At 43.9% G+C, this 23,040-nt stretch carries 19 protein-coding genes; all 19 read left to right on the plus strand.

Features of this window, described 5'->3' with window-relative positions:
* Positions 1 to 60: 60 nt before the first annotated feature.
* On the plus strand, positions 61 to 1,764 hold the full coding sequence (locus tag FS736_RS03285) for a proline--tRNA ligase (RefSeq protein WP_144474905.1): 1,704 nt from the start codon (positions 61 to 63) through the stop codon (positions 1,762 to 1,764).
* A 556-nt stretch (positions 1,765 to 2,320) separates the two neighbouring features.
* Positions 2,321 to 6,646: a PolC-type DNA polymerase III gene (locus FS736_RS03290; protein WP_144474906.1), complete on the plus strand. Its 4,326-nt coding sequence runs from the start codon at positions 2,321 to 2,323 to the stop codon at positions 6,644 to 6,646.
* 269 nt (positions 6,647 to 6,915) lie between these two features.
* Positions 6,916 to 7,386 carry a ribosome maturation factor RimP gene (gene rimP / locus FS736_RS03295; protein ID WP_144474907.1) on the plus strand — a complete coding sequence of 157 codons (471 nt, stop codon included), beginning with the start codon at positions 6,916 to 6,918 and terminating at the stop codon, positions 7,384 to 7,386.
* 120 nt (positions 7,387 to 7,506) lie between these two features.
* Entirely contained in the window at positions 7,507 to 8,616 is a 1,110-nt protein-coding gene (nusA, locus tag FS736_RS03300) for a transcription termination factor NusA (RefSeq protein WP_144474908.1), read from the plus strand.
* Between the two features lie 16 nt (positions 8,617 to 8,632).
* On the plus strand, positions 8,633 to 8,914 hold the full coding sequence (gene rnpM, locus FS736_RS03305) for an RNase P modulator RnpM (protein WP_144474909.1): 282 nt from the start codon (positions 8,633 to 8,635) through the stop codon (positions 8,912 to 8,914).
* Positions 8,914 to 9,216 (plus strand): YlxQ family RNA-binding protein, encoded by a 303-nt coding sequence (locus FS736_RS03310; RefSeq protein ID WP_144474910.1) that lies wholly within the window; start codon positions 8,914 to 8,916, stop codon positions 9,214 to 9,216. The genes rnpM and FS736_RS03310 overlap by 1 nt, the downstream gene beginning before the upstream one ends.
* Positions 9,217 to 9,235: 19 nt before the next feature.
* Positions 9,236 to 11,542 (plus strand): translation initiation factor IF-2, encoded by a 2,307-nt coding sequence (infB, locus tag FS736_RS03315; RefSeq protein WP_144474911.1) that lies wholly within the window; start codon positions 9,236 to 9,238, stop codon positions 11,540 to 11,542.
* Positions 11,542 to 11,823, plus strand: coding sequence for a DUF503 domain-containing protein (locus FS736_RS03320; RefSeq protein ID WP_144474912.1), 282 nt, complete (start codon positions 11,542 to 11,544; stop codon positions 11,821 to 11,823). The genes infB and FS736_RS03320 overlap by 1 nt, the downstream gene beginning before the upstream one ends.
* A gap of 18 nt (positions 11,824 to 11,841) precedes the next feature.
* On the plus strand, positions 11,842 to 12,222 hold the full coding sequence (gene rbfA, locus FS736_RS03325) for a 30S ribosome-binding factor RbfA (protein WP_144474913.1): 381 nt from the start codon (positions 11,842 to 11,844) through the stop codon (positions 12,220 to 12,222).
* Positions 12,223 to 12,334: 112 nt separating this feature from the next.
* On the plus strand, positions 12,335 to 13,252 hold the full coding sequence (truB, locus tag FS736_RS03330) for a tRNA pseudouridine(55) synthase TruB (RefSeq protein WP_144474914.1): 918 nt from the start codon (positions 12,335 to 12,337) through the stop codon (positions 13,250 to 13,252).
* A 90-nt stretch (positions 13,253 to 13,342) separates the two neighbouring features.
* Positions 13,343 to 14,296 carry a bifunctional riboflavin kinase/FAD synthetase gene (ribF, locus tag FS736_RS03335; protein WP_144474915.1) on the plus strand — a complete coding sequence of 318 codons (954 nt, stop codon included), beginning with the start codon at positions 13,343 to 13,345 and terminating at the stop codon, positions 14,294 to 14,296.
* 124 nt (positions 14,297 to 14,420) lie between these two features.
* Positions 14,421 to 14,690: a 30S ribosomal protein S15 gene (gene rpsO, locus FS736_RS03340; protein WP_144474916.1), complete on the plus strand. Its 270-nt coding sequence runs from the start codon at positions 14,421 to 14,423 to the stop codon at positions 14,688 to 14,690.
* 294 nt (positions 14,691 to 14,984) lie between these two features.
* Positions 14,985 to 17,102, plus strand: coding sequence for a polyribonucleotide nucleotidyltransferase (pnp, locus tag FS736_RS03345; protein ID WP_144474917.1), 2,118 nt, complete (start codon positions 14,985 to 14,987; stop codon positions 17,100 to 17,102).
* Between the two features lie 168 nt (positions 17,103 to 17,270).
* Positions 17,271 to 18,236 (plus strand): polysaccharide deacetylase family protein, encoded by a 966-nt coding sequence (locus tag FS736_RS03350; RefSeq protein WP_144475007.1) that lies wholly within the window; start codon positions 17,271 to 17,273, stop codon positions 18,234 to 18,236.
* A gap of 86 nt (positions 18,237 to 18,322) precedes the next feature.
* Positions 18,323 to 19,555 carry a M16 family metallopeptidase gene (locus FS736_RS03355; RefSeq protein ID WP_144474918.1) on the plus strand — a complete coding sequence of 411 codons (1,233 nt, stop codon included), beginning with the start codon at positions 18,323 to 18,325 and terminating at the stop codon, positions 19,553 to 19,555.
* A gap of 108 nt (positions 19,556 to 19,663) precedes the next feature.
* Entirely contained in the window at positions 19,664 to 19,906 is a 243-nt protein-coding gene (locus tag FS736_RS03360) for a YlmC/YmxH family sporulation protein (protein ID WP_144474919.1), read from the plus strand.
* Positions 19,907 to 20,097: 191 nt separating this feature from the next.
* The gene (gene dpaA / locus FS736_RS03365; protein ID WP_144474920.1) at positions 20,098 to 21,000 is read left to right on the plus strand and encodes a dipicolinic acid synthetase subunit A; all 903 of its coding nucleotides are present in this window, start codon (positions 20,098 to 20,100) and stop codon (positions 20,998 to 21,000) included.
* Complete coding sequence (dpaB, locus tag FS736_RS03370) at positions 20,997 to 21,593, plus strand: dipicolinate synthase subunit B (protein ID WP_144474921.1); 597 nt, start codon at positions 20,997 to 20,999, stop codon at positions 21,591 to 21,593. Before dpaA ends, dpaB begins: the two co-directional genes overlap by 4 nt.
* Positions 21,594 to 21,970: 377 nt before the next feature.
* Positions 21,971 to 23,020 carry an aspartate-semialdehyde dehydrogenase gene (asd, locus tag FS736_RS03375; RefSeq protein ID WP_144474922.1) on the plus strand — a complete coding sequence of 350 codons (1,050 nt, stop codon included), beginning with the start codon at positions 21,971 to 21,973 and terminating at the stop codon, positions 23,018 to 23,020.
* Positions 23,021 to 23,040 lie beyond the last annotated feature (20 nt).

Here is a 23,040-nt window from a genome sequence, read left to right on the forward strand (position 1 = left end):
TTCATCGGGCAGGAAGATTTTTTCAAAAGATATGAAATTATCATAATGAGGTGTTAATCAATGAAGCAAAGTATGTCGCTTATTCCTACTTTAAGAGAAGTACCAGCTGACGCAGATGTAAAAAGCCATCAGCTTTTGCTAAGAGCCGGCTTCATCCGTCAAAATGCTAGCGGTATCTATACATACATGCCTTTAGGACGAAAGGTCCTGCAAAAAGTAGAGGCAATCATCAGGGAAGAAATGAATCATGCCGGTGCGGCAGAGTTATTCATGCCTGCACTTCAGCAAGCGGAACTCTGGCAGGAATCCGGCCGCTGGTATTCTTATGGACCAGAGCTAATGAGACTGAAGGACAGGAATGATCGTGAGTTTGCCCTCGGTGCGACTCATGAAGAGGTCATCACCAGCATTGTGCGTGATGAAGTAAAGTCTTATAAGCGCCTGCCGCTGACACTTTACCAGATCCAAACGAAATTCCGCGATGAAAAGCGCCCAAGATTCGGACTCCTTCGCGGCCGCGAATTCATCATGAAGGATGCGTATTCTTTCCATGCCACCCAGGAGAGTCTGGATGAGGTATATGAACGCATTTTCCAGGCGTATTCCAATGTGTTCCGGAGGTGTGGGTTGAATTTCCGTGCGGTCATTGCTGATTCGGGAGCAATGGGAGGAAAGGACACACACGAGTTCATGGTTCTTTCAGATATTGGAGAGGATACCATTGCCTACTCTGATACGTCTGATTTTGCTGCAAACATTGAAATGGCTCCAGTCACTGCAGTGTACGAAAAGAGCGGCGAACCGGCTAAGGAACTGGAAAAAGTCCACACAGAAAGCAAGAAGACAATCGAAGAAGTTTCAAGCTTCCTGAATGTCGAAGAAAAAGACTGCATCAAGTCACTTCTGTTCAAAGTAGATGATCGCTTTGTACTTGTTTTAGTACGTGGCGACCATGAAGTGAACGATATCAAGCTTAAAAATTATTATGGAGCTGCTATCGTTGAATTAGCAGATACCAATACAACTAAAGAAGTACTTGGCTGCTCTGTTGGCTCCCTGGGACCAATCGGAGTGGATGGCGTAGAGGTGCTTGCAGACCATGCTGTTGAAGCAATTGTCAACGGTGTCTGCGGTGCCAATGAAGAAGATTACCATTATACAAATGTAAACCCTGAACGTGATTTCAAGGTTACAGCCTACACTGATCTTCGTTTTATTAAAGAAGGAGATCCATCACCTGATGGGCAGGGGACGATCGTTTTTGCAAAAGGAATCGAAGTAGGACATGTATTCAAGCTTGGCACAAGGTATAGTGAATCAATGAATGCTGAAATCCTTGATGAAAATGGAAGGTCCAAGCCGATGATCATGGGTTGCTATGGTATCGGGGTATCCCGTACAATGGCAGCAGTTGCAGAACAATTCAATGATGAGAACGGACTAGTATGGCCAACGAATATTTCTCCATTCGATGTCCATCTCATTGCTGTGAACATGAAAGACAGTGCCCAGGCAGACCTGGCTGAAGAACTGTATTCCAGCCTGCAGCAAGCTGGAATGGAAATCCTGCTGGACGACCGACAGGAACGCCCAGGAGTGAAGTTCGCTGATTCGGACCTCATTGGTTTGCCTGTAAGAGTCACCGTCGGCAAGAAAGCCAGTGAAGGAATCGTCGAAGTGAAAATCCGTAAAAATGGAGAAATGCAGGAAGTACACAAAGATGACCTGGCGGATACGCTGAAAAACATTTTGAAAGAACTATAATCAGAAGGCGGATCCTTTTCAGGGTCCGCTTTTTTCATTACACGCAGATAATTATATTTTTATTGTGATTGGAGTGGAAGGCGGTAGACTCCTCCGAAAATGCTAACGCATTTTCATCGTGAGTGGGCAGGTTCAGGAACCTTCTCAATGTCCTGTGGGATCAGCTTGACAGGTGAGACCCCGCAGACGCCAACGGCGGCGAGGAGGCTCACCGCCAGCCCCAAGAAAGAATTGCTTATGAAAAAGACAGCAGATAGTCTTTTTCATATTCTTCCACCGGAAAGCGAAGCGCCTGAAACGGAAATCAACAGCCCACTTCCCAACTCGAATAAGTGGAAAAAGGTTAATTTTGTCTTGATTTTAACCACTCGAGATTAGTTGTCAGGAATGTATTGATTAATCGAAATGGAAATATCAAACACAGGTAACGGCACAACCATTTTATGTTATAATAACCTTTGCTATTAAACACTTAATATAAAACTAGAACAGTTTCCAACGGGCCATTTTGCCCGATAGATAGAATTCAAGCTTTTCAGATGGGAGAGAAATAAACATGAGTGATCTTTCGTCAGGGAAAAAAGAAAGGTTTCAGCTCCTGCTGCAGCAGCTGCAGCTTACAGAAGATGCCATTGTCACCTATTTTCAAAATGCTGAAATTGACAGGGTCATAATTGAAAAGCAGGCAAGGAAATGGCATTTCTTTTTCCAGTTTGAAAGAATCATTCCTTGTCAGCTTTTTAGCAGCTTCGCAGAAAAACTCGAACAGACTTTTTCACATATTGCAAAAATATCCTACTCGGTGAAAGTGCTGGAGCAAGCAATCAGCGAACAGCAAATCCTTGATTACTGGAAGATGTGCATCAAGGAAATCGATGGTATAGCACCTCCGTTGTTGAAACTTCTGAATGAACAGGTACCGAAAGTACAGGGGACAAAAATCATTCTAACAGCCAGGAATGAAGCAGAGGGACTTGCTCTTAAAAGGAAATACGGAGTCATTATTGCTGAGATCTACCAGGGTTTCGGTTTTCCGCCATTGTCGATCGATACTGTCGTCAGTGAAGAGAGTACTTCTGATGAATATGAAAAGTTCATCAAGGCAAAGGAGAAGGAAGACCAGGAACGCGGATTGATGGCGATGATTGAAATGCAGAAGAAGGAAGCAGAAAAAGCTCAGGGTGATGGACCAGCTCAGGATGGGCCAGTAACCATCGGCCTGACAATCAAAGATGATGCTGATTTCCGCAAGCTTGAAGACATCGTTGATGAAGAGCGCCGCGTAGCCGTGGAGGGATATGTTTTCTTTGCTGAGACAAAAGAGCTTCGCAGCGGCAGGACGCTTCTGACTTTCAAGATTACCGATTACACCAGCTCCATCATGGTAAAAATGTTCTCTCGAGATAAGGAAGACGCTGCTATTTACCAGCGCATATCAAAAGGAATGTGGCTAAAGGTAAGAGGAAGCATCCAGAACGACACCTTTGTTCGCGATCTAGTCATGATTGGAAATGACGTGAATGAAATCAAACCTAAAGGAAGAATCGATTCTGCGCCAGAAGGCGAAAAAAGAGTCGAGCTTCACCTTCACAGTCCAATGAGCCAGATGGATGCTGTGACTCCTGTAAGCGCACTGGTCGCCCAGGCAGCAAAGTGGGGACACAAGGCTGTTGCGATTACAGACCATGCAGTCGTCCAGTCTTACCCGGAGGCATATGGTGCCGGGAAGAAAAATGATATCAAAATTCTTTATGGTGTAGAAATCAACCTCGTGGATGATGGGGTGCCGATTGCCTATAATGACGCTCATCGAGTCCTTGCTGATGATACGTATGTTGTTTTTGACGTCGAAACAACTGGTCTGTCAGCTGTATATGATACGATCATTGAACTTGCCGCTGTCAAAATACGCGGCGGTGAAATCATTGACCGGTTCGAATCGTTCGCAAACCCGCACCATCGGTTGTCGGCCACGACAATTAACCTGACCGGCATTACGGATGATATGGTCCGAAATGCACCAGAGATAAGTGAAGTCCTGCAAAAGTTCCATGATTGGACAGCAGACAGTGTTCTTGTTGCCCACAACGCATCATTCGATATGGGCTTCCTGAATGTCGGCTATAAAAAGATTGGGATAGGAAAAGCTCCAAATCCGGTAATCGATACACTGGAATTAGGCCGCTTCCTGTACCCTGATATGAAGAACCACAGATTGAATACCCTTGCGAAAAAGTTCGATATTGAATTGACACAGCATCACCGTGCCATTTATGATGCCGAAGCGACTGGGTACCTATTGTTGAAAATGCTGAAGGATGCCGCTGAAAAGGGACTGGAATACCATGACCAGCTTAATGATAATATGGGGCAAGGGAAAGCTTTCCAGAGAGCGCGTCCATATCACGCTACTTTGATGGCTAAAAATGAAGTCGGTTTGAAAAACATCTTTAAGCTTGTTTCGATTTCTCATATTGATTACTTTTACAGAGTGCCAAGAATTCCGCGTTCTTTGCTGAATAAGCATCGCGAAGGGATCCTGATTGGTTCCGGATGCGACAAAGGGGAAGTTTTTGAAGGCATGATGCAAAAAGGACCAGAAGAGGTCGAAGAGGCAGCGCAGTTCTATGACTATCTTGAAGTCCACCCAAAAGCGGTTTATGCCCACTTGCTTGAGCTGGAATTAGTCCGGGATCAGAAAGCGCTTGAGGATATCATTAACAATATCGTCAAGCTTGGAGAGAAGCTGGACTTGCCAGTGGTGGCTACAGGAAATGTACACTATTTGAATGAGAATGATAAGATATACCGCAAAATCCTGGTCAATTCCCAGGGTGGTGCCAATCCGCTGAACCGCCATGAGCTTCCTGACGTGCATTTCAGGACCACAAATGAAATGCTAGACGCCTTTAAGTTTCTGGGAGAGGAAAAAGCGAAAGAAATTGTCGTTGAAAATTCGAATAAGATTGCTGACATGATCGATGCCATCAAACCAATCAAAGACGATCTTTACACGCCGAAAATTGAAGGCGCCGATGAAGAAATGCGCAGCATGAGTTATGGGATGGCCCGAAGCATCTATGGGGACGACCTTCCAGAAATCGTAGAGGCGCGCCTTGAAAAAGAACTGAAGAGTATCATAGATAATGGATTTGCTGTTATCTATCTGATTTCTCACAAACTAGTTAAAAAGTCACTGGATGACGGCTATCTTGTAGGTTCGCGTGGATCGGTCGGATCTTCCTTCGTTGCAACGATGACGGAAATCACCGAGGTCAATCCGCTTCCTCCGCACTATGTATGCCCTAAGTGCAAAAAATCAGAGTTCTTCAATGATGGGTCCGTCGGTTCAGGTTTTGACCTTCCTGACAAAGATTGTCCTGATTGCGGAATTAAATATAAAAAAGACGGCCATGATATTCCGTTTGAAACTTTCCTCGGATTTAAAGGAGACAAGGTTCCCGATATCGACTTGAACTTCTCAGGTGAATACCAGCCGCGCGCCCATAACTACACAAAGGTATTGTTCGGTGAAGATTATGTTTATCGTGCCGGAACAATCGGTACCGTTGCCGATAAAACCGCTTATGGTTATGTAAAAGGCTATCAGGGTGACAATAACCTTAATCTGAGAGGGGCAGAAATTGACCGCCTTGCATCTGGCTGTACGGGTGTCAAACGTACAACCGGACAGCACCCTGGCGGCATCATCGTAGTGCCGGATTACATGGATATTTTTGATTTTTCGCCGATCCAGTTTCCGGCAGACAGCAGCACTTCCGAATGGAAAACAACCCACTTTGATTTCCATTCGATTCACGATAACTTGTTAAAGCTGGATATTCTCGGTCACGATGATCCGACGGTAATCAGGATGCTGCAGGATTTAAGCGGGATCGATCCCAAGACAATCCCGACTGATGACCCTGAAGTGATGAAGATTTTCAGCGGCACAGAGTCATTGGGAGTGACAGAGGAACAAATCATGTCCAAGACTGGGTCATTGGGAATACCGGAATTCGGTACACGATTTGTACGCCAGATGCTTGAAGACACGAAGCCAACGACATTCTCTGAGCTTGTCCAGATTTCAGGACTTTCACATGGAACGGACGTTTGGCTCGGCAATGCCCAGGAATTGATCCATAACAATATTTGTAACCTTAGTGAGGTAATCGGCTGCCGTGATGATATCATGGTATACCTGATCTATCAGGGACTTGAGCCGGCATTCGCGTTTAAAATCATGGAATCCGTCCGTAAAGGTAAAGGCCTGACAGATGAAATGGAAGAGGAAATGCGGAAAAATAAGGTTCCTGAATGGTATATTGATTCTTGTAAAAAAATCAAGTACATGTTCCCTAAAGCTCACGCGGCTGCCTACGTTTTGATGGCTGTAAGGATCGCGTATTTCAAAGTGCACCATCCGCTCATGTACTATGCAGCATACTTCACGGTCAGGGCAGATGATTTCGATGTAGACGCTATGGTCCGTGGATCTGAAAGTATCCGTGCCGTCATCGAGGAAATCAACGTTAAGGGGCTTGATGCTTCCACAAAAGAGAAGAACTTGATGACCGTCATGGAACTAGCACTTGAAATGTGCGAGCGAGGTTTTGGATTCGCAAAAGTAGATTTGTACAAATCGAGTGCGACAGAATTCATCATTGAAGGCGATAAATTGATTCCGCCATTCAATGCGATTCCAGGACTTGGTACAAACGCTGCAATCAATATCGTCAATGCGCGTGAACAGGGAGAGTTCCTTTCTAAAGAAGACCTCCAGCAACGGGGGAAAATTTCAAAAACAATCCTGGAATATCTCGACAATCATGGCTGCCTGGAAGGAATGCCCGACCAGAACCAATTGTCATTATTCTAAAGCTGACTTACTAGTAATGAATAAAATAGACTCCGTTTCCGGGGTCTATTTTTGTTAGACAATAAACATGGCTAACTGCATGAAATCAACGTTGAGACACCCTTTATTTGCAATAAATATCTGGTTATGTTATATTTTTATTGGAAATACTAAGGATAACTCTGGCAGAGGAGAGTGGGGCAACCCGCTCTTTCTTGTTTGTTAAGCACTTTTTCGTGGGATGATAACCAAAAAAGTATGAAGTCATGTTATGTCAAAGGAGGGATTTTATGAGCAAGGTTACAGAAACAGTGGAAGAGCTAGTAACTCCCATCTTAAATGAAAATAACTTGGAATTAGTAGACATTGAATACGTCAAAGAGGGAAAGAACTGGTTCCTGCGCGTATACATTGATAAGGACAACGGTATTGATATTGAGGAATGCGGCATCGTCAGTGAGCGCCTTAGCGAGAAGCTTGATGCCATTGATCCAATCCCGCATAACTACTTTTTGGAAGTTTCCTCACCAGGTGCAGAACGCCCTTTGAAAAAGGAAAAGGATTATCAAAAAGCCATCGGCAAAAATGTCTTTATAAAGACGTATGAACCAATAGATGGGGAAAAGGCATTTGAGGGGATCTTGACCGATTATAATGGTGAGACCGTAACTGTGGAAATGAAGATTAAAACCCGAAAGAAAACAGTTCAAATACCTTTTGATAAGATTGCCGGCGCAAGGCTTGCAGTCACTTTTTCATAATCTGTCCAGAAATATCTTCAGTTAATTAATTTAAAGGCCAATTTGGGATTATTCTGGTTACATAGTTTCTGAAAAAAGCCTTAAAAAGATGGGTAGTTAAAAAAGGGGGATTTATATCTCATGAGCAGCGAATTGTTGGATGCTCTTACAATTCTTGAAAAAGAAAAAGGGATTTCCAGGGACGTTTTAATTGACGCAATTGAAGCAGCACTTATTTCTGCGTACCGACGCAACTTTAATCAAGCCCAAAACGTTCGGATCGACTTGAATTTGGGAAATGGTTCAATGCGTGTTTTTGCCAGAAAGGAAGTCGTTGATGAAGTCTTCGATCCGCGCCTGGAGATTTCACTGGAAGAGGCACAAAAAATCAATCCTAACTATGTGGTAGAAGATGTTGTCGAACTCGAGGTCACACCGAAGGACTTCGGCAGGATTGCTGCACAGACTGCCAAACAAGTTGTCACACAGCGTGTCCGTGAAGCTGAAAGAGGTATCATCTATTCAGAATTCATCGATCGTGAAGAGGATATCATGACAGGCATTGTCCAGCGTCAGGATCCAAAGTTCATCTATGTGAGCCTGGGTAAGATCGAGGCGATCCTGCCAGCGAATGAGCAGATGCCAAACGAACATTACAAGCCTCATGACCGCATCAAAGTTTTTATCACCAAGGTTGAAAAAACCACTAAAGGTCCACAAATTTTCGTTTCCAGAACCCACCCGGGGCTGTTAAAGAGACTTTTCGAAATTGAAGTACCTGAAATCTATGACGGCACTGTTGAAATTAAGTCAGTTGCACGTGAAGCAGGAGACCGTTCAAAGATCTCTGTCCATTCTGATAATTCAGAGGTTGACCCAGTTGGTTCATGTGTCGGTCCACGCGGAAATCGTGTTCAGGCTGTCGTCAATGAGCTTAAGGGCGAAAAAATCGATATCGTCAAATGGTCTGAGGATCCAGTTGTATTTGTTGCAAATGCATTGAGCCCTTCTAAAGTACTTGATGTCATTGTCAATGAAGAGGAAAAAGCAACAACGGTAATCGTTCCTGATTATCAGCTATCACTGGCGATTGGAAAACGCGGACAAAACGCGCGACTTGCCGCTAAGCTGACTGGATGGAAAATTGACATCAAGGCGGAAACTGAGGCGAGGGAGTCCGGGATTTATCCACGTGACAATGAGCCATTATTATCTGCTGATGATGATTATGAAGATGAAGACATCGATTAATGTGAGGTGAATGATCGTGAACAGCCGTAAAAAAGTTCCTATGCGAAAATGTGTCGCAACCGGTGAAATGAGACCGAAAAAAGAACTAGTTCGCATCGTTCGCTCTAAAGAAGGAGAAGTATCCGTTGACCTGACGGGGAAGAAATCAGGCCGTGGAGCTTATCTTTCAAAAGAAAAAGAAGCAGTGGAATTAGCAAGGAAACGAAATATATTGTCCAAGCAGCTTGAGACACAAGTGGACGATGCAATATATGATGAGCTAAATGAACTCATCGAAAAGGAGAGCAGACGATCCTGATGAACTCTAATCAATGGATGTCACTGCTTGGTTTAGCCAATCGAGCGCGGAAAATTATTTCAGGGGAAGAGCTTTCCGTCAAAGAAATCAGAAGCGGAAAAGCGAAACTCATTTTGCTTTCAGCGGATGCATCCGCAAATACTACAAAAAAGATTACCGACAAGTGTAAATCCTATAACGTTCCCTGCAAGATGGTTCCGGACAGGTTCCAGCTTGGCCAGGCGATTGGAAAGGATGCACGTGTTGTAGTAGCCCTGTTGGACGAGGGTTTTGCAAAAAAACTGTTGACGTTGCTCGATTAATTCTAGCGGGGGTGAAAATATGAGTAAAACACGCGTTTATGAATATGCAAAGAAGCATAATTTATCGAGTAAAGACGTGATTATAAAATTAAAAGAAATGGACATTGAGGTTTCCAACCATATGACTGCAATGGAAGAGGAAACTGTCAAGAAGCTTGATGCGATCTACCAAAAGAAGGATGGTAATCAGCCAGCAAAGAAGCCGCAGCAAAACCAGCCAAAGGCTTCACAGGGCGACAATCAGGGCCAGAACCGCAACCAGGGACAACAAAAGCCAAACCAAGGCCAGAACCGCAATCAGGCCCAAAATCAACAAAGAAACAATAATGGACAGCAAAAACCGCAGCTTAAGACGACTGCCAGCGCGTTTTCTGATGATGAGCGCCGTGCGACAACACCTGAAAAGGTAAAAACATCAGCAGCAGCTAAAAAGCCTGGTAATTCCCAGCCGTTCAACAAAAACAATAAGAACAAACAAAACAACAACAACAACAGGAACAGAAACCAGCAGAACCAAAATAAAGGCAGACAGAACCAGCAGCAGGTGCAACAACAGCCGAAGAAGGTAAAAGAGCTTCCAGCAAAGATTACTTTCAGTGAATCCCTCACAGTAGCTGAACTGGCCAAGAAGCTGAACCGTGAGCCTTCAGAAATCATCAAGAAGCTCTTCATGCTGGGTGTCATGGCAACAATCAACCAGGATCTTGATAAAGACGCGATCGAATTGATTGCAACTGACTATGGTGTTGAAGTAGAAGAGGAAATCAAGATCGATTCAACAGACCTTGAAGTATACTTCACTGAAGATGAGTCTGCAACACTAGTTGAGAGACCTTCAGTCGTTACGATCATGGGCCACGTTGACCATGGTAAAACAACGCTGCTAGACTCTATCCGTAATACTAAGGTGACTGCTGGCGAAGCTGGCGGAATCACTCAGCATATCGGTGCTTACCAGGTCGAAGATAATGGCAAGAAAATCACATTCCTTGACACACCAGGTCACGCGGCCTTCACAACCATGCGTGCCCGCGGTGCGAAAATTACGGATATCACGATTCTCGTTGTTGCTGCTGATGACGGTGTAAAGCCACAGACAGTGGAAGCATTGAACCATGCAAAAGCGGCTGAAGTACCAATTATCGTTGCCGTGAACAAGATGGATAAACCAGCTGCAAATCCTGATCGTGTAATGCAGGAATTGACAGAGTATGGCCTTGTACCTGAAGCATGGGGCGGGGATACAATCTTTGTACCAATCTCGGCATTGACAGGTGAAGGGATCGACAGCTTACTTGAAATGATCCTTCTTGTAGGTGAAGTGGAAGAATACAAAGCAAATCCAAATAGAAATGCAATTGGTACTGTAATTGAAGCTCAGCTCGACAAAGGGCGCGGCTCTGTGGCGACATTGCTTGTCCAGAATGGTACTTTGAAAATCGGGGATCCGATCGTTGTTGGAAACACATTCGGACGTGTGCGTGCTATGGTGAACGACTTAGGACGTCGCGTTAAAGAAGCTGGCCCGTCTACTCCTGTTGAAATTACAGGTTTGAATGATGTACCACAGGCGGGTGACCGCTTCGTTGTGTTCGAAGATGAAAAAACTGCACGCCAAATTGGCGAAACACGTTCACAGCAGGCATTGCAGGCACAGCGCAGCGAAAAAACACGCGTAAGTCTCGATACATTGTTTGAACATATGAAACAAGGGGAAATGAAAGACCTAAATCTAATTATTAAAGCCGACGTTCAAGGTTCAGTTGAAGCACTTGCTGCAGCATTGCAAAAACTGGAGGTTGAAGGTGTAAATGTAAGAATCATTCACACTGGTGTTGGTGCGATCAATGAGTCTGACATCACCCTTGCAGCAGCTTCAAATGGTATCGTCATCGGTTTCAACGTCCGTCCGGACAATAACGCAAAACGTGCCGCAGATTCTGAAAGTGTCGATATCCGACTTCACCGCATTATCTATAAGGTAATCGAAGAGATCGAATCAGCGATGAAGGGCATGCTTGATCCTGTTTATGCTGAAAAGGTCATTGGCCAGGCTGAAGTCCGCCAGACTTTCAAAGTATCAAAAATCGGAACAATTGCTGGCTCATATGTCACTGATGGTAAGATCACGCGTGACAGCGGCGTTCGTCTGATCCGTGACGGAGTCGTCATTTTTGAAGGGGAAGTCGATGCGCTGAAACGTTTCAAAGATGATGCCAAGGAAGTAGCGCAGGGTTATGAGTGCGGTATTACCATTAAAAACTTCAATGACGTCAAGGAAGGCGATGTAATTGAAGCATATATCATGGAAGAAGTGGAACGTTAATGGTAGTAGGCTTAGCAGCCTGTGAATGCATCATCTATGATGCTCATTCTCTAAAAGAAAAGAGAGCTGTACTGCAGCGGATTATCACAAGGCTGAAGCAAAAGTTCAATGTCTCAGTTTCTGAAGTGGACCACCACGATGTCTGGCAGCGGACAACGATAGCGGTTGCTGCTGTCTCTGCATCAAAGGTGGCTACAGAGAGAGAGCTTCATAATGCCTTGAAAATGATTGATTCTTTTCCTGAGATCGAACGTACCATCACCAATATAGAATGGCTTTGATTAAAGAGGTGATTGAAAATGGGTCATAGAGTAAATCGTGTTGGCGAACAAATGAAAAAAGAATTGGGCGACATCATCAGCCGTAAAATCAAGGATCCGCGAGTCGGTTTCGTGACCGTGACGGATGTCCAGGTTACCGGAGACCTACAGCAGGCGAAGGTGTACATCTCTGTTTTAGGCGACGAACAACAGAGAGAAGATACACTAAAAGGGTTGGCAAAAGCCAAAGGGTTCATCAGGACAGAAATTGGCCAGCGAATCCGACTGAGAAAGACGCCTGAACTGATCTTTGAGTTTGATGAAACAATGGCATACGGAAATCGCATCAATTCACTGATCCATGAGCTGCAAAGAGAAAAACAGCCTGGAGAAGAAGAGCAAGATAAAGATACTGACTAAAAGGTTAATTTAGTCAGGAAACTTAACCGATAAAAATGGATAGACAAAACGTCTATCCATTTTTTTCGAGATTTTTTATTTTTAATACATAAAGACTTAAGGAGGAAGGGATATGGAAGGGATTCTGCCTCTTTTTAAACCAGCTGGAATGACTTCACATGATTGTGTGTTTAAACTAAGAAAGCTGTTAAGGACGAAGAAGGTGGGCCATACAGGGACTCTGGACCCTGATGTAACCGGGGTACTGCCAATCTGTGTCGGCAAGGCAACGAAAATAGCAGAATACATTACAGATGCAGGAAAAGCCTATGAGGGTGAAGTAACCCTTGGATTCACCACAACGACCGAAGATGCTTCAGGAGAAAAGGTTGATGAAAAATCAGTGGACCGGACACTGACAAAAAAGGAAATAGAAAGTGTCCTTCATTCACTTGTGGGTGAAATTGAGCAAACTCCACCGATGTATTCGGCGGTAAAAGTGAACGGAAAGAAACTTTATGAATATGCAAGGCAAGGAATCGAAGTCGAACGCCCAACCAGGAAGGTGACGATCTATAGCATAGAACTGCTCGATGATCGAGATTCTTATGCTGGCGAGCTGGTCAGCTTTAAGTTCAGGGTATCTTGCAGCAAAGGTACATATATTCGGACCTTAGCGGTTACGATTGGTGAAAAATTAGGATATCCGGCACATATGTCTTCGCTTGTCAGGATTCAGTCGGCCTCCTTTTCCCTGGAAGATTGCTTTACATTCGCGCAGCTTGAAGAAATGGCGGAGGAATCCAGGCTCGAAACAGCTCTATACCCTTTGGAAACTGGTATTTCTTATTTGCCGAAATATCGCATTAATGATAAAGTAGCAGAGAAAGTGAAAAATGGGGCATTGCTTCAAATTCCAAAGGATCTTGAAGGGGTTGAAGGCCCTATTGTAGCAGAAACAGAAGACGGAAAAGCGCTCGCTATCTACAGGGCACACCCAACCAAACACGGGATGATGAAACCTGACAAAGTATTGAGAAATGAGCAATAAAAAGTATTGCCACATTAGGATACGTAATCAGCAATCAATAAGAAAGTCCTGATTAAAAGAGCAGCTGGGTCAGAAAAGGTGAGTTAAATCGTGGAATTGATTAAGCTAAACCATCCTCATGGGTATAAAATAGAAGATTTTCCGGCAATGGCCATCGCATTAGGCTATTTTGACGGAGTTCACCTGGGCCACCAACAGGTGATCAGAGAAGCGAAAAAAGTGGCCGAAGCCAAGAGAATCAAGAGTGCAGTTATGACATTTGATCCCCACCCTTCAGTCGTGCTGGGAAAAAGCATCCAACACATAGAATATATCACGCCATTGGAAGAAAAGGCCCGATTGATTGAAGCAATGGGAGTAGATTATTTATTCGTGATCACCTTCTCGACCGAATTCTCAGGTCTATTGCCCCAGGAGTTCGTCGATCAATATATCATTGGACTGAATGTCCGTCACGTCGTGGCTGGCTTTGATTACTCCTATGGCAAGATGGGCAAGGGGAATATGGAAACAATCCAGTTCCATTCAAGGTCAAAATTTGATTTCACAATAGTATCCAAACTTTCCACTCCAGAAGATGAAAAGGTAAGCTCTACCTTGATCCGCGGATTCTTAAGAGATGGAAAAGTAGATGAAATGCCACATTTGCTAGGAAGATACTTTACAACAAAGGGAATCGTGATTAATGGTGAGCGGCGAGGACGCACAATCGGGTTTCCGACTGCGAACGTGCTGATGGATGAAGAATACATCCTCCCGCCAACAGGTGTTTATGCCGTGAAAATCAAGGTTGACGGCAAATGGCATGAAGGGGTCTGCAATGTCGGCTATAAACCAACCTTCCATCTGGAGAAAAAAGCAAAACCATCGATAGAAGTCCATATCTTTAACTTCAACAAAGAAATTTACGGGGAATCGGCCATTATTGAGTGGCACCTCCGACTGAGAAGTGAACGTAAATTCGAGGGGATTAAGCAGCTTGTTGCCCAAATCGAAAAAGATAAACAGGAAGCAATCCTTCACTTTGAAAAAAACAAGGGTTAGACTTGCTTTTTGTCGTAAAAAGATGTATTCTTATTAACGTATCAAAAAGGAACCTTTGCTTGGCAAGTCGAGTCACCGACGCTTGCTCGGTAACAGGGGATTATAAAATTGGAGGTGAACATGGATGGCAATCTCAAAAGCACGTAAAAATGAACTGATCAATGAATTCAAAGTTCACGAAAGTGACACTGGATCTCCAGAAGTTCAAATCGCTGTCCTTACTGCAGAAATCAACACATTGAACGATCACTTACGCGTTCACAAAAAGGACCATCACTCACGTCGCGGTCTTTTAAAGATGGTAGGTAAGCGTCGTAACCTTTTGACTTACCTTCGTAACAAGGATGTTGCTCGTTACCGCGAGTTAATCAACAAGCTTGGTCTACGTAGATAGTCTGTAAAAGCGGGATTTATCCCGCTTTTTTATTAGGCAATTTTTTGTCCTTTACATAACCTTTGATTGATATGAAGTGCTCGTTTTTTGGAGATAATATAACATAAAAGACATTTTAACGTAACTCCCTTGAAAAGTACCTGTTGATGGACTAGCTTTTATCTAAAGCTGGATAGGGAGGTTTATGGGTTTTATCATTGTTTATTAAGGTATATTGGTTATATGACAAACATGTTTAAATAAATACCCGGGCACAGCCAGGGTGTATTTAGTGGTAGAGAGGGGCTAAAAAGCATGGTACAAGAAAAACAAAGTTTTTCCTTTGACTGGGCAGGACGCAAGCTGACAGTCGAAATCGGACAGCTTGCAAAGCAGGCAAGTGGTGCAGTCCTTGTCCGTTATGGAGATACAGCTGTATTAAGTACAGCTACTGCGTCAAAAGAACCGAAGAATCTGGACTTCTTCCCTTTGACTGTTAACTATGAAGAGAGACTATATGCTGTCGGGAAAATCCCTGGCGGTTTCATTAAGCGAGAAGGCCGCCCTAGTGAGAAAGCGATCCTTGCAAGCCGTTTAATCGACCGACCAATCCGCCCGCTATTTCCGGATGGATTCCGAAATGATGTTCAGGTAATCAGCATTGTCATGAGTGTTGACCAAGACTGTTCATCAGAAATGGCTGCTATGTTTGGGTCATCTTTGGCACTTTCAGTTTCTGATATTCCATTTGGAGGACCAATCGCTGGTGTTACTGTGGGAAGGATCGATGGTAAATTTGTGATTAATCCATCAGTTGAAGAAACCGAGAAAAGTGATATGCACCTCGTAGTGGCTGGTACAATGGATGCAATCAACATGGTTGAAGCAGGTGCTGAAGAGGTACCTGAAGAAGTGATGCTTGAAGCAATCATGTTCGGACATGATGAAATCAAGCGCTTGATTGCGTTCCAACAGGAAATCGTCGCACAGGTTGGTAAAGAAAAAAGAGAAATAAAACTTTTTGAATTGGATAAAGAGCTTGAAGCTGAAGTCCGCGGAATCTGTGAGCAAGACATGGTTGCTGCTATCCAGGTCCAGGAGAAGCATGCACGTGAAGACGCGATCAAAGAAGTGAAAAATGCTGTTGTCGCCCGCTATGAAGAGCAGGAAGCGGATGACGACAAGCTGAAGCAGGTCAAACAAATCCTTGATAAAATTGTAAAAGGTGAAGTTCGCCGCCTGATCACAGAGGAAAAAGTCCGTCCAGATGGACGTGGCGTCGATGAAATTCGCCCGCTTTCTTCTGAGGTAGGCATGCTTCCTAGAACCCACGGTTCCGGATTATTCACAAGGGGCCAAACTCAGGCATTGAGCATTTGTACTCTTGGTGCAATGGGAGATGTGCAGATTCTGGACGGCCTTGGAATCGAAGAAGAAAAACGATTCATGCACCATTATAATTTCCCATTATTCTCTGTTGGTGAAACAGGACCGATCCGCGGACCTGGCCGACGTGAAATCGGGCACGGTGCACTTGGTGAAAGAGCACTAGAACCAATCATTCCAAACGAAAAAGATTTCCCATATACAATCCGTCTTGTTTCAGAAGTATTGGAGTCAAATGGCTCAACTTCACAAGCGAGTATTTGTGCAAGTACATTAGCGATGATGGATGCAGGTGTACCAATTAAAGCACCTGTAGCGGGTATTGCAATGGGTCTAATCAAGTCAGGTGAGCACTATTCAATCCTTACTGATATCCAGGGCATGGAAGACCACCTTGGCGATATGGACTTCAAGGTAGCAGGTACTTCCAAGGGTGTTACTGCTCTTCAAATGGATATAAAGATTGAAGGCTTGTCACGTGAGATTCTTGAAGAGGCTTTGCAGCAGGCTCAAAAAGGCCGCATGCAAATCCTTGAATCAATGATGGCAACAATCAACGAGCCGCGCGGCAACTTATCAAAATACGCTCCAAAAATCATCACAATGTCTATCAATCCTGATAAGATCCGTGATGTCATTGGACCAAGCGGCAAGCAAATCAATAAGATCATCGAAGAAACCGGCGTAAAAATCGATATCGAACAAGATGGTACAGTTTTCATTGCTTCCGTTGATGAAGAAATGAATCAAAAAGCAAAGAAAATCATCGAAGATATCGTCCGTGAAGTCGAAGTTGGCCAAATGTACCTCGGAAAAGTCCGCCGTATCGAAAAGTTCGGTGCTTTCGTGGAAATTTTCCCTGGAAAAGATGGTTTGGTCCATATTTCCGAACTTGCTGAAGAGCGAGTAGGAAAAGTCGAAGATGTCCTGAAGCTTGGCGATGAACTCCTTGTCAAGGTCACCGAAATTGACAAACAAGGAAGAGTAAATCTTTCACGCAAAGCAGTATTGAAAGAACAGCGCGAAAAAGCTGAAAAACAATCATAAGATAAAAACAAGGCCGGGAAATCCCCGGCCTTTTTATGTATGTGAACAAATCACACTCGTTCTACCTTGTCCTTCTGCTTCATAAAATAAAATAAGGCCATCTTTAATCAAAGACGAACATACATAGCTTTGGATGCCCTAACAGAAGAGGAGGCACATAGAATGAGAATGAGAAAAATTGCGCTGGTTTCTATCATGCTGATTTCAGCCTGGACCATGGTTAATAATCCATTTTCCCATACATATGTAGCAGGACTTAAAACGGGAAGCATGGCTGTTTCAGGACAGGAAGATTCCTTGATGGCGGAAATTGAAATGAAGGCAAAAGATTATGAGGTTGAACCCTCTGACGCAAGAAAGGATCCAGTCTGGAAGGTAATTCCGGGCTATAACGGACTAAAAGTCGATGTGAAAAAATCATACGCCAGGATGAAAAAGGCAGGCAAATTCAATCCTGACAAGCTTGTTTTTGTTCAAGTGCCGCCTGAAATCCATTTGAGTGACTTGCCGCCTCAAGCAGTCTACAAAGGACATCCAGAAAAACCTATGGTCAGCTTTATCATCAATGTGGCATGGGGAAATGAGTATCTTTCCGGTATGCTTGCCACATTAAAAAAGCATAATGTGACCGCAAGTTTCTTTCTGGAGGGAAGATGGGTAAAAAATAATCCGGGTATGGCGAAAATGATTTCTGATGCAGGCCATGAAATTGGCAACCACTCCTTCACGCACCCTGATATGAAACAACTATCAGCACCTAAAATTAATGAGGAAATCAGGAAGACAGATGAGGTCATTGAAGCTGTGACTGGTGAAAAGACTAAATGGTTTGCACCACCAAGCGGTTCTTATAAAGACGAAGTAGTAGACATTGCAGCAGCTCATAACTTAGGCACAGTCATGTGGAGCGTGGATACGATCGATTGGCAGAAGCCCACCCGGGAAAAGCTGATTAGCAGGGTGATGGGAAAGGTTCATAACGGAGCATTGATCCTGATGCACCCCACCGAGGCGACTGCTTCATCGCTGGACCAATTGATCACGGAAATCAAGAGTAAGGGCTTGCAAATAGGAACTGTATCGGAATTGTTAAGTGAAAATCGCATCCTCCCGGCAAAAAATATGAAAGAATAGCATTGTATTTGGAAAAAGTAAGTTAAATGGACTATACTAAGTAAATGCAGTAGTTTTTTAGCAGCAGGTTCCAGAGGAGGAATATAATGATAAAGAAATATACATGCCAAAATGGGGTAAGAATTGTACTAGAACAAATCCCGACAGTCCGGTCAGTAGCCATAGGAGTTTGGATTGGAACGGGCTCCCGCAATGAAAATCCTGATAATAATGGAATCTCCCATTTCCTTGAACATATGTTTTTTAAAGGCACCAAAACCAGGTCTGCCAGAGAAATAGCCGAATCATTTGACAGCATCGGCGGTCAGGTGAATGCCTTCACCTCCAAGGAATATACATGCTATTATGCAAAAGTATTGGATAACCATGCCCAATATGCCCTTGAAGTATTGGCTGATATGTTCTTTCATTCTACTTTTGATTCTGAAGAATTGAATAAAGAGAAGAATGTAGTCAATGAAGAAATCAAAATGTATGAGGATACGCCTGATGATATCGTCCATGATTTGCTAAGCCAGGCTATTTACGGTGATCATCCACTGGGGTATCCGATCCTAGGTACTGAGGAAACGCTCCAAACCTTTACAGGAGAAAAATTAGAGCAATACATGCATGACATGTATAGGCCTGAGAATGTAGTCATTTCAATTGCCGGGAATGTCCCGGAATCATTCATTAAAAATGCTGAACAATTCTTTGGCTCCTACGAAGCGAGCAAGGAAGAGTTGGAATACATTAAGCCGGAATTCCATACGAAACAAATATCACGCAAGAAAGAGACTGAGCAAGCCCACCTTTGCCTGGGATTCGAAGGGCTGCAGATCGGCCATTCTGACGTATACAACTTGATTGTCCTGAATAATGTGCTCGGCGGAAGCATGAGCAGCAGATTATTTCAGGAAGTCAGGGAACAGCGCGGTCTAGCCTACTCTGTATTTTCCTATCATTCCGCATACAGGGATAGCGGGATGGTCACAATTTATGGAGGAACTGGTTCAAATCAGCTGAATGTTTTGTATGAGACCATTCAGGAGACGCTCGATAAGCTTCGCGCAGACGGCATTACGGAAAAAGAACTTAATAACAGCAAAGAACAACTGAAAGGCAGTTTGATGTTAAGCCTTGAGAGCACAAACAGCCGGATGAGCAGGAATGGGAAAAATGAGCTTCTGCTTGGAAGGCATCGCTCTCTTGATGAAATCGTCGAACAAATCGATCAGGTGACAAAGGACCGTGTTGACGGCATGGCCAATAAGATATTCACAGACCAATATTCAGTATCCCTGATCAGCCCTAGCGGCGAGCTCCCAACACAATAATGAATTCCAGGACAGCAGTTTCTTTAAGAAGCTGCTGTTTTTTATATTCTAAAAAGGGTTCCGAAACGATAAATATAGAATAAGGACAAAGTGACGGGGAGGTCCATCATGAAACTGAGTGAACTTGGCGGCAAAGAAATTGTCGATGTGAAAAGGGCAGAGAGGTTAGGAGTACTTGGTCAAACAGATTTGGAAATCAACGAAAGAACAGGGCAAATCGAAGCATTGATCATTCCATCATTAAAATGGTTTGGCCTCCGCAAGCAATCCGGGGAGGTAAGGGTGCCATGGAAGCACATCAAGAAAATCGGTTCAGATATGATCATCATCGATATACCAGATGATGAGTAAAAAGCGGGCTTTCATGCCGGCTTATTTTTTTTGCTGATTATTAAAAGATTAGTGAGTTCACAGCCGCTTGTGGGTGCTTTTCTTTTATGGAAAACTCACCTATTCCGCGTTTGATACATATGATGTTGAAGTAGTTCATGTTGAATAGAAATTTTAATCCAGGATTAATGGAAAAGAAGGTGATTGTTCTCATGCTGACAGGTATGCAAATCGCGGTTATCGGCGGTGATGCTAGACAGCTGGAGATTATTCGCAAGCTGACAGAGCTTGATGCAAAGCTTTCTTTAATAGGCTTCGAGCAGTTGGACCATGCTTTCACAGGTGCCTCAAAAGAAAAGATAGATGAAGTTGATTTTTCAGTACAGGATGCTTTGATCCTGCCTGTTCCCGGAACTAGCCTGGAGGGTCAGGTCGAAACCATTTTCTCAAATGAAAGAGTTGTAATCATAAAAGAAATGCTTGAACGGACTCCGGAACACTGTAAGGTTTATTCTGGTATCAGCAACTCGTACTTGACGGGGATCGCCAGCCAGGCCAACCGCAAACTCGTACAGCTATTCTCCCGTGATGATGTCGCCATTTATAACTCGATTCCGACAGTGGAAGGAACGATCATGATGGCAATCCAGCACACGGATTTTACGATACATGGTTCCAATGTTTCTGTTCTGGGACTTGGCAGGGTCGGTATGAGTGTTGCGAGAACCTTCCATGCGCTTGGAGCAAAGGTTAAGGTAGGTGCCCGGAAAAGCGAGCATATTGCAAGGATTACTGAAATGGGATTAGAACCTTTCCTTTTATCAGACATAGGAAAGGCAGTTTCTGATAGCGATATTTGCATCAATACCATTCCTAACCAGATTGTTACTGCTTCTGTCATTTCGAGGATGCCCGCCCATACCTTGATCATTGACCTTGCATCGAAACCAGGTGGAACGGATTTTCGCTATGCTGAAAAACGGGGAATCAAGGCTTTGCTTGCGCCAGGTTTGCCGGGCATCGTAGCCCCAAAGACTGCTGGGCAAATTCTGGCGAATGTTCTTTCTCAGCTGCTTATGGAAGACTTTTCTAACCGAAAGGAGAAAGAAGTATGAGTTTACAAGGAAAAAAGATCGGATTTGGATTGACAGGTTCTCATTGTACGTATGATGCTGTTTTTCCCGAAATTGAAAAATTAGTGAATGCAGGTGCAGAAGTTCTGCCTGTTGTCACCTTCACCGTAAAAAATACTGAAACACGTTTTGGAAAAGGGGAGGACTGGGTACAGCGGATTGAGGAGCTTACCGGCAATAAGGTGATCGATTCAATTGTGAAGGCAGAGCCTCTTGGGCCCAAAATCCCGCTGGATTGCATGGTCATTGCGCCTCTCACCGGAAACTCGATGAGCAAGTTTGCAAATGCCATGACTGATTCACCAGTTTTGATGGCTGCGAAAGCGACTTTAAGAAACCAAAAACCAGTAGTGCTCGGCATTTCCACGAACGATGCCTTGGGACTCAATGGCGTCAACCTGATGAGACTAATGGCAACCAAAAATATTTTCATGATTCCTTTTGGCCAGGATGATCCGGTAAAAAAACCAAATTCAATGGTTGCCAGAATGGAGATGCTCTCCGAAACGGTTTTGGAGGCAATGGAAGGAAAGCAATTGCAGCCAGTTCTTGTTGAACGTTATAAGGATAACTAGGGAAAATCCAAGGAAGGATACCGTCAAATCAGCAGAAATCAAGATAAACGACCTGACTAGTCTAACTGGAAACGCTTTTCTCCGGCAGTGAAGCAAAATCTTTCTTTCCTTAATGATTGAATATGATAAAATATAGGATAATATACAAGGCGGTTTTTAAGACAAGTAAAAAATGTCTAGAATCTGCGCCTGGCCTGTTTTAACTCAGGAGAACGTCCCAAAGTACCATGCGAAAAGCTTTCGTACGGAGTGAGGATGGGTTTCTGGGCTGGCCTGGGCGCTTGCGCATTTCTTATAAGCCGCCGTTATACTTATGTTCAAACAACCGGCTTTTAACGGATATTAAAACGATAATGGCAGTGGAAGGGGAAACAGATATGTCAGAGAGAAAAGGTTACCGAGTAGCAGTAGTTGGAGCAACAGGAGCAGTTGGGCAGCAAATGATCCAAACGCTTGAAAACAGGGATTTTCCAGTTTCGGAACTATTACTGCTTTCTTCAGCAAGATCTGCTGGTACGAAGGTTCATTATAAAGGTAACGAAATAACAGTTCAGGAAGCAAAACCGGAAAGCTTTGAAGGAGTGGATATAGCTCTTTTCAGCGCAGGCGGCAGTGTATCGAAACAATTGGCTCCTGAGGCTGTCAAGCGCGGAGCAATCGTTGTTGATAACACAAGTGCCTTCAGGATGGAAGAAAATATTCCGCTGGTAGTACCAGAAGTTAATGAAGAAGATTTGCGCAATCATAATGGAATCATCGCTAATCCAAACTGCTCGACAATCCAGATGGTCGTGGCACTGGAGCCGCTCCGCAAGAAATACGGCCTTGATAAGATCATCGTCTCAACCTACCAGGCAGTTTCTGGTGCAGGTGCAGCAGCCGTGGAAGAGATGAAGGAACAAACTAGGGCGATTCTGGATGGCAAAGAATATGAGCCAAAGATCCTTCCTGTTAAATCTGGAGAAAAGCACTACCAGATTGCCTTCAATGCCATTCCGCAGATTGACACATTCGTTGAAAATGGGTTCACGTATGAAGAAATGAAAATGATCAATGAAACCAAGAAAATCATGCATATGCCTGAGCTTCAGGTTGCTGCTACTTGTGTGCGGCTCCCTGTCGGTACTGGCCATTCTGAATCAGTTTACATCGAAATTGGCGAAGGCGGAGTAGCCGCATCTGAAGTGAAGGAATTGCTCGCAGATGCTCCAGGAGTTGTCCTTCAAGATAATCCGGACCAGCAGTTATATCCTATGCCTGCATTCTGTGTAGGAAAAAACGATGTATTCGTTGGCCGAATAAGGAAGGACCTTGACAACGATAAAGGCTTCCATATGTGGGTAGTATCAGATAACCTGCTGAAAGGTGCTGCGTGGAACTCTGTCCAGATTGCTGAAAGTCTTGTAAAACTCGGTCTTGTAAAATAATTGCATTAGGTTAAATGACA

This window comes from Cytobacillus oceanisediminis 2691, assembly GCF_007678455.1.
GTDB classification, from domain to species: domain Bacteria; phylum Bacillota; class Bacilli; order Bacillales; family Cytobacillaceae; genus Mesobacillus; species Mesobacillus oceanisediminis_A.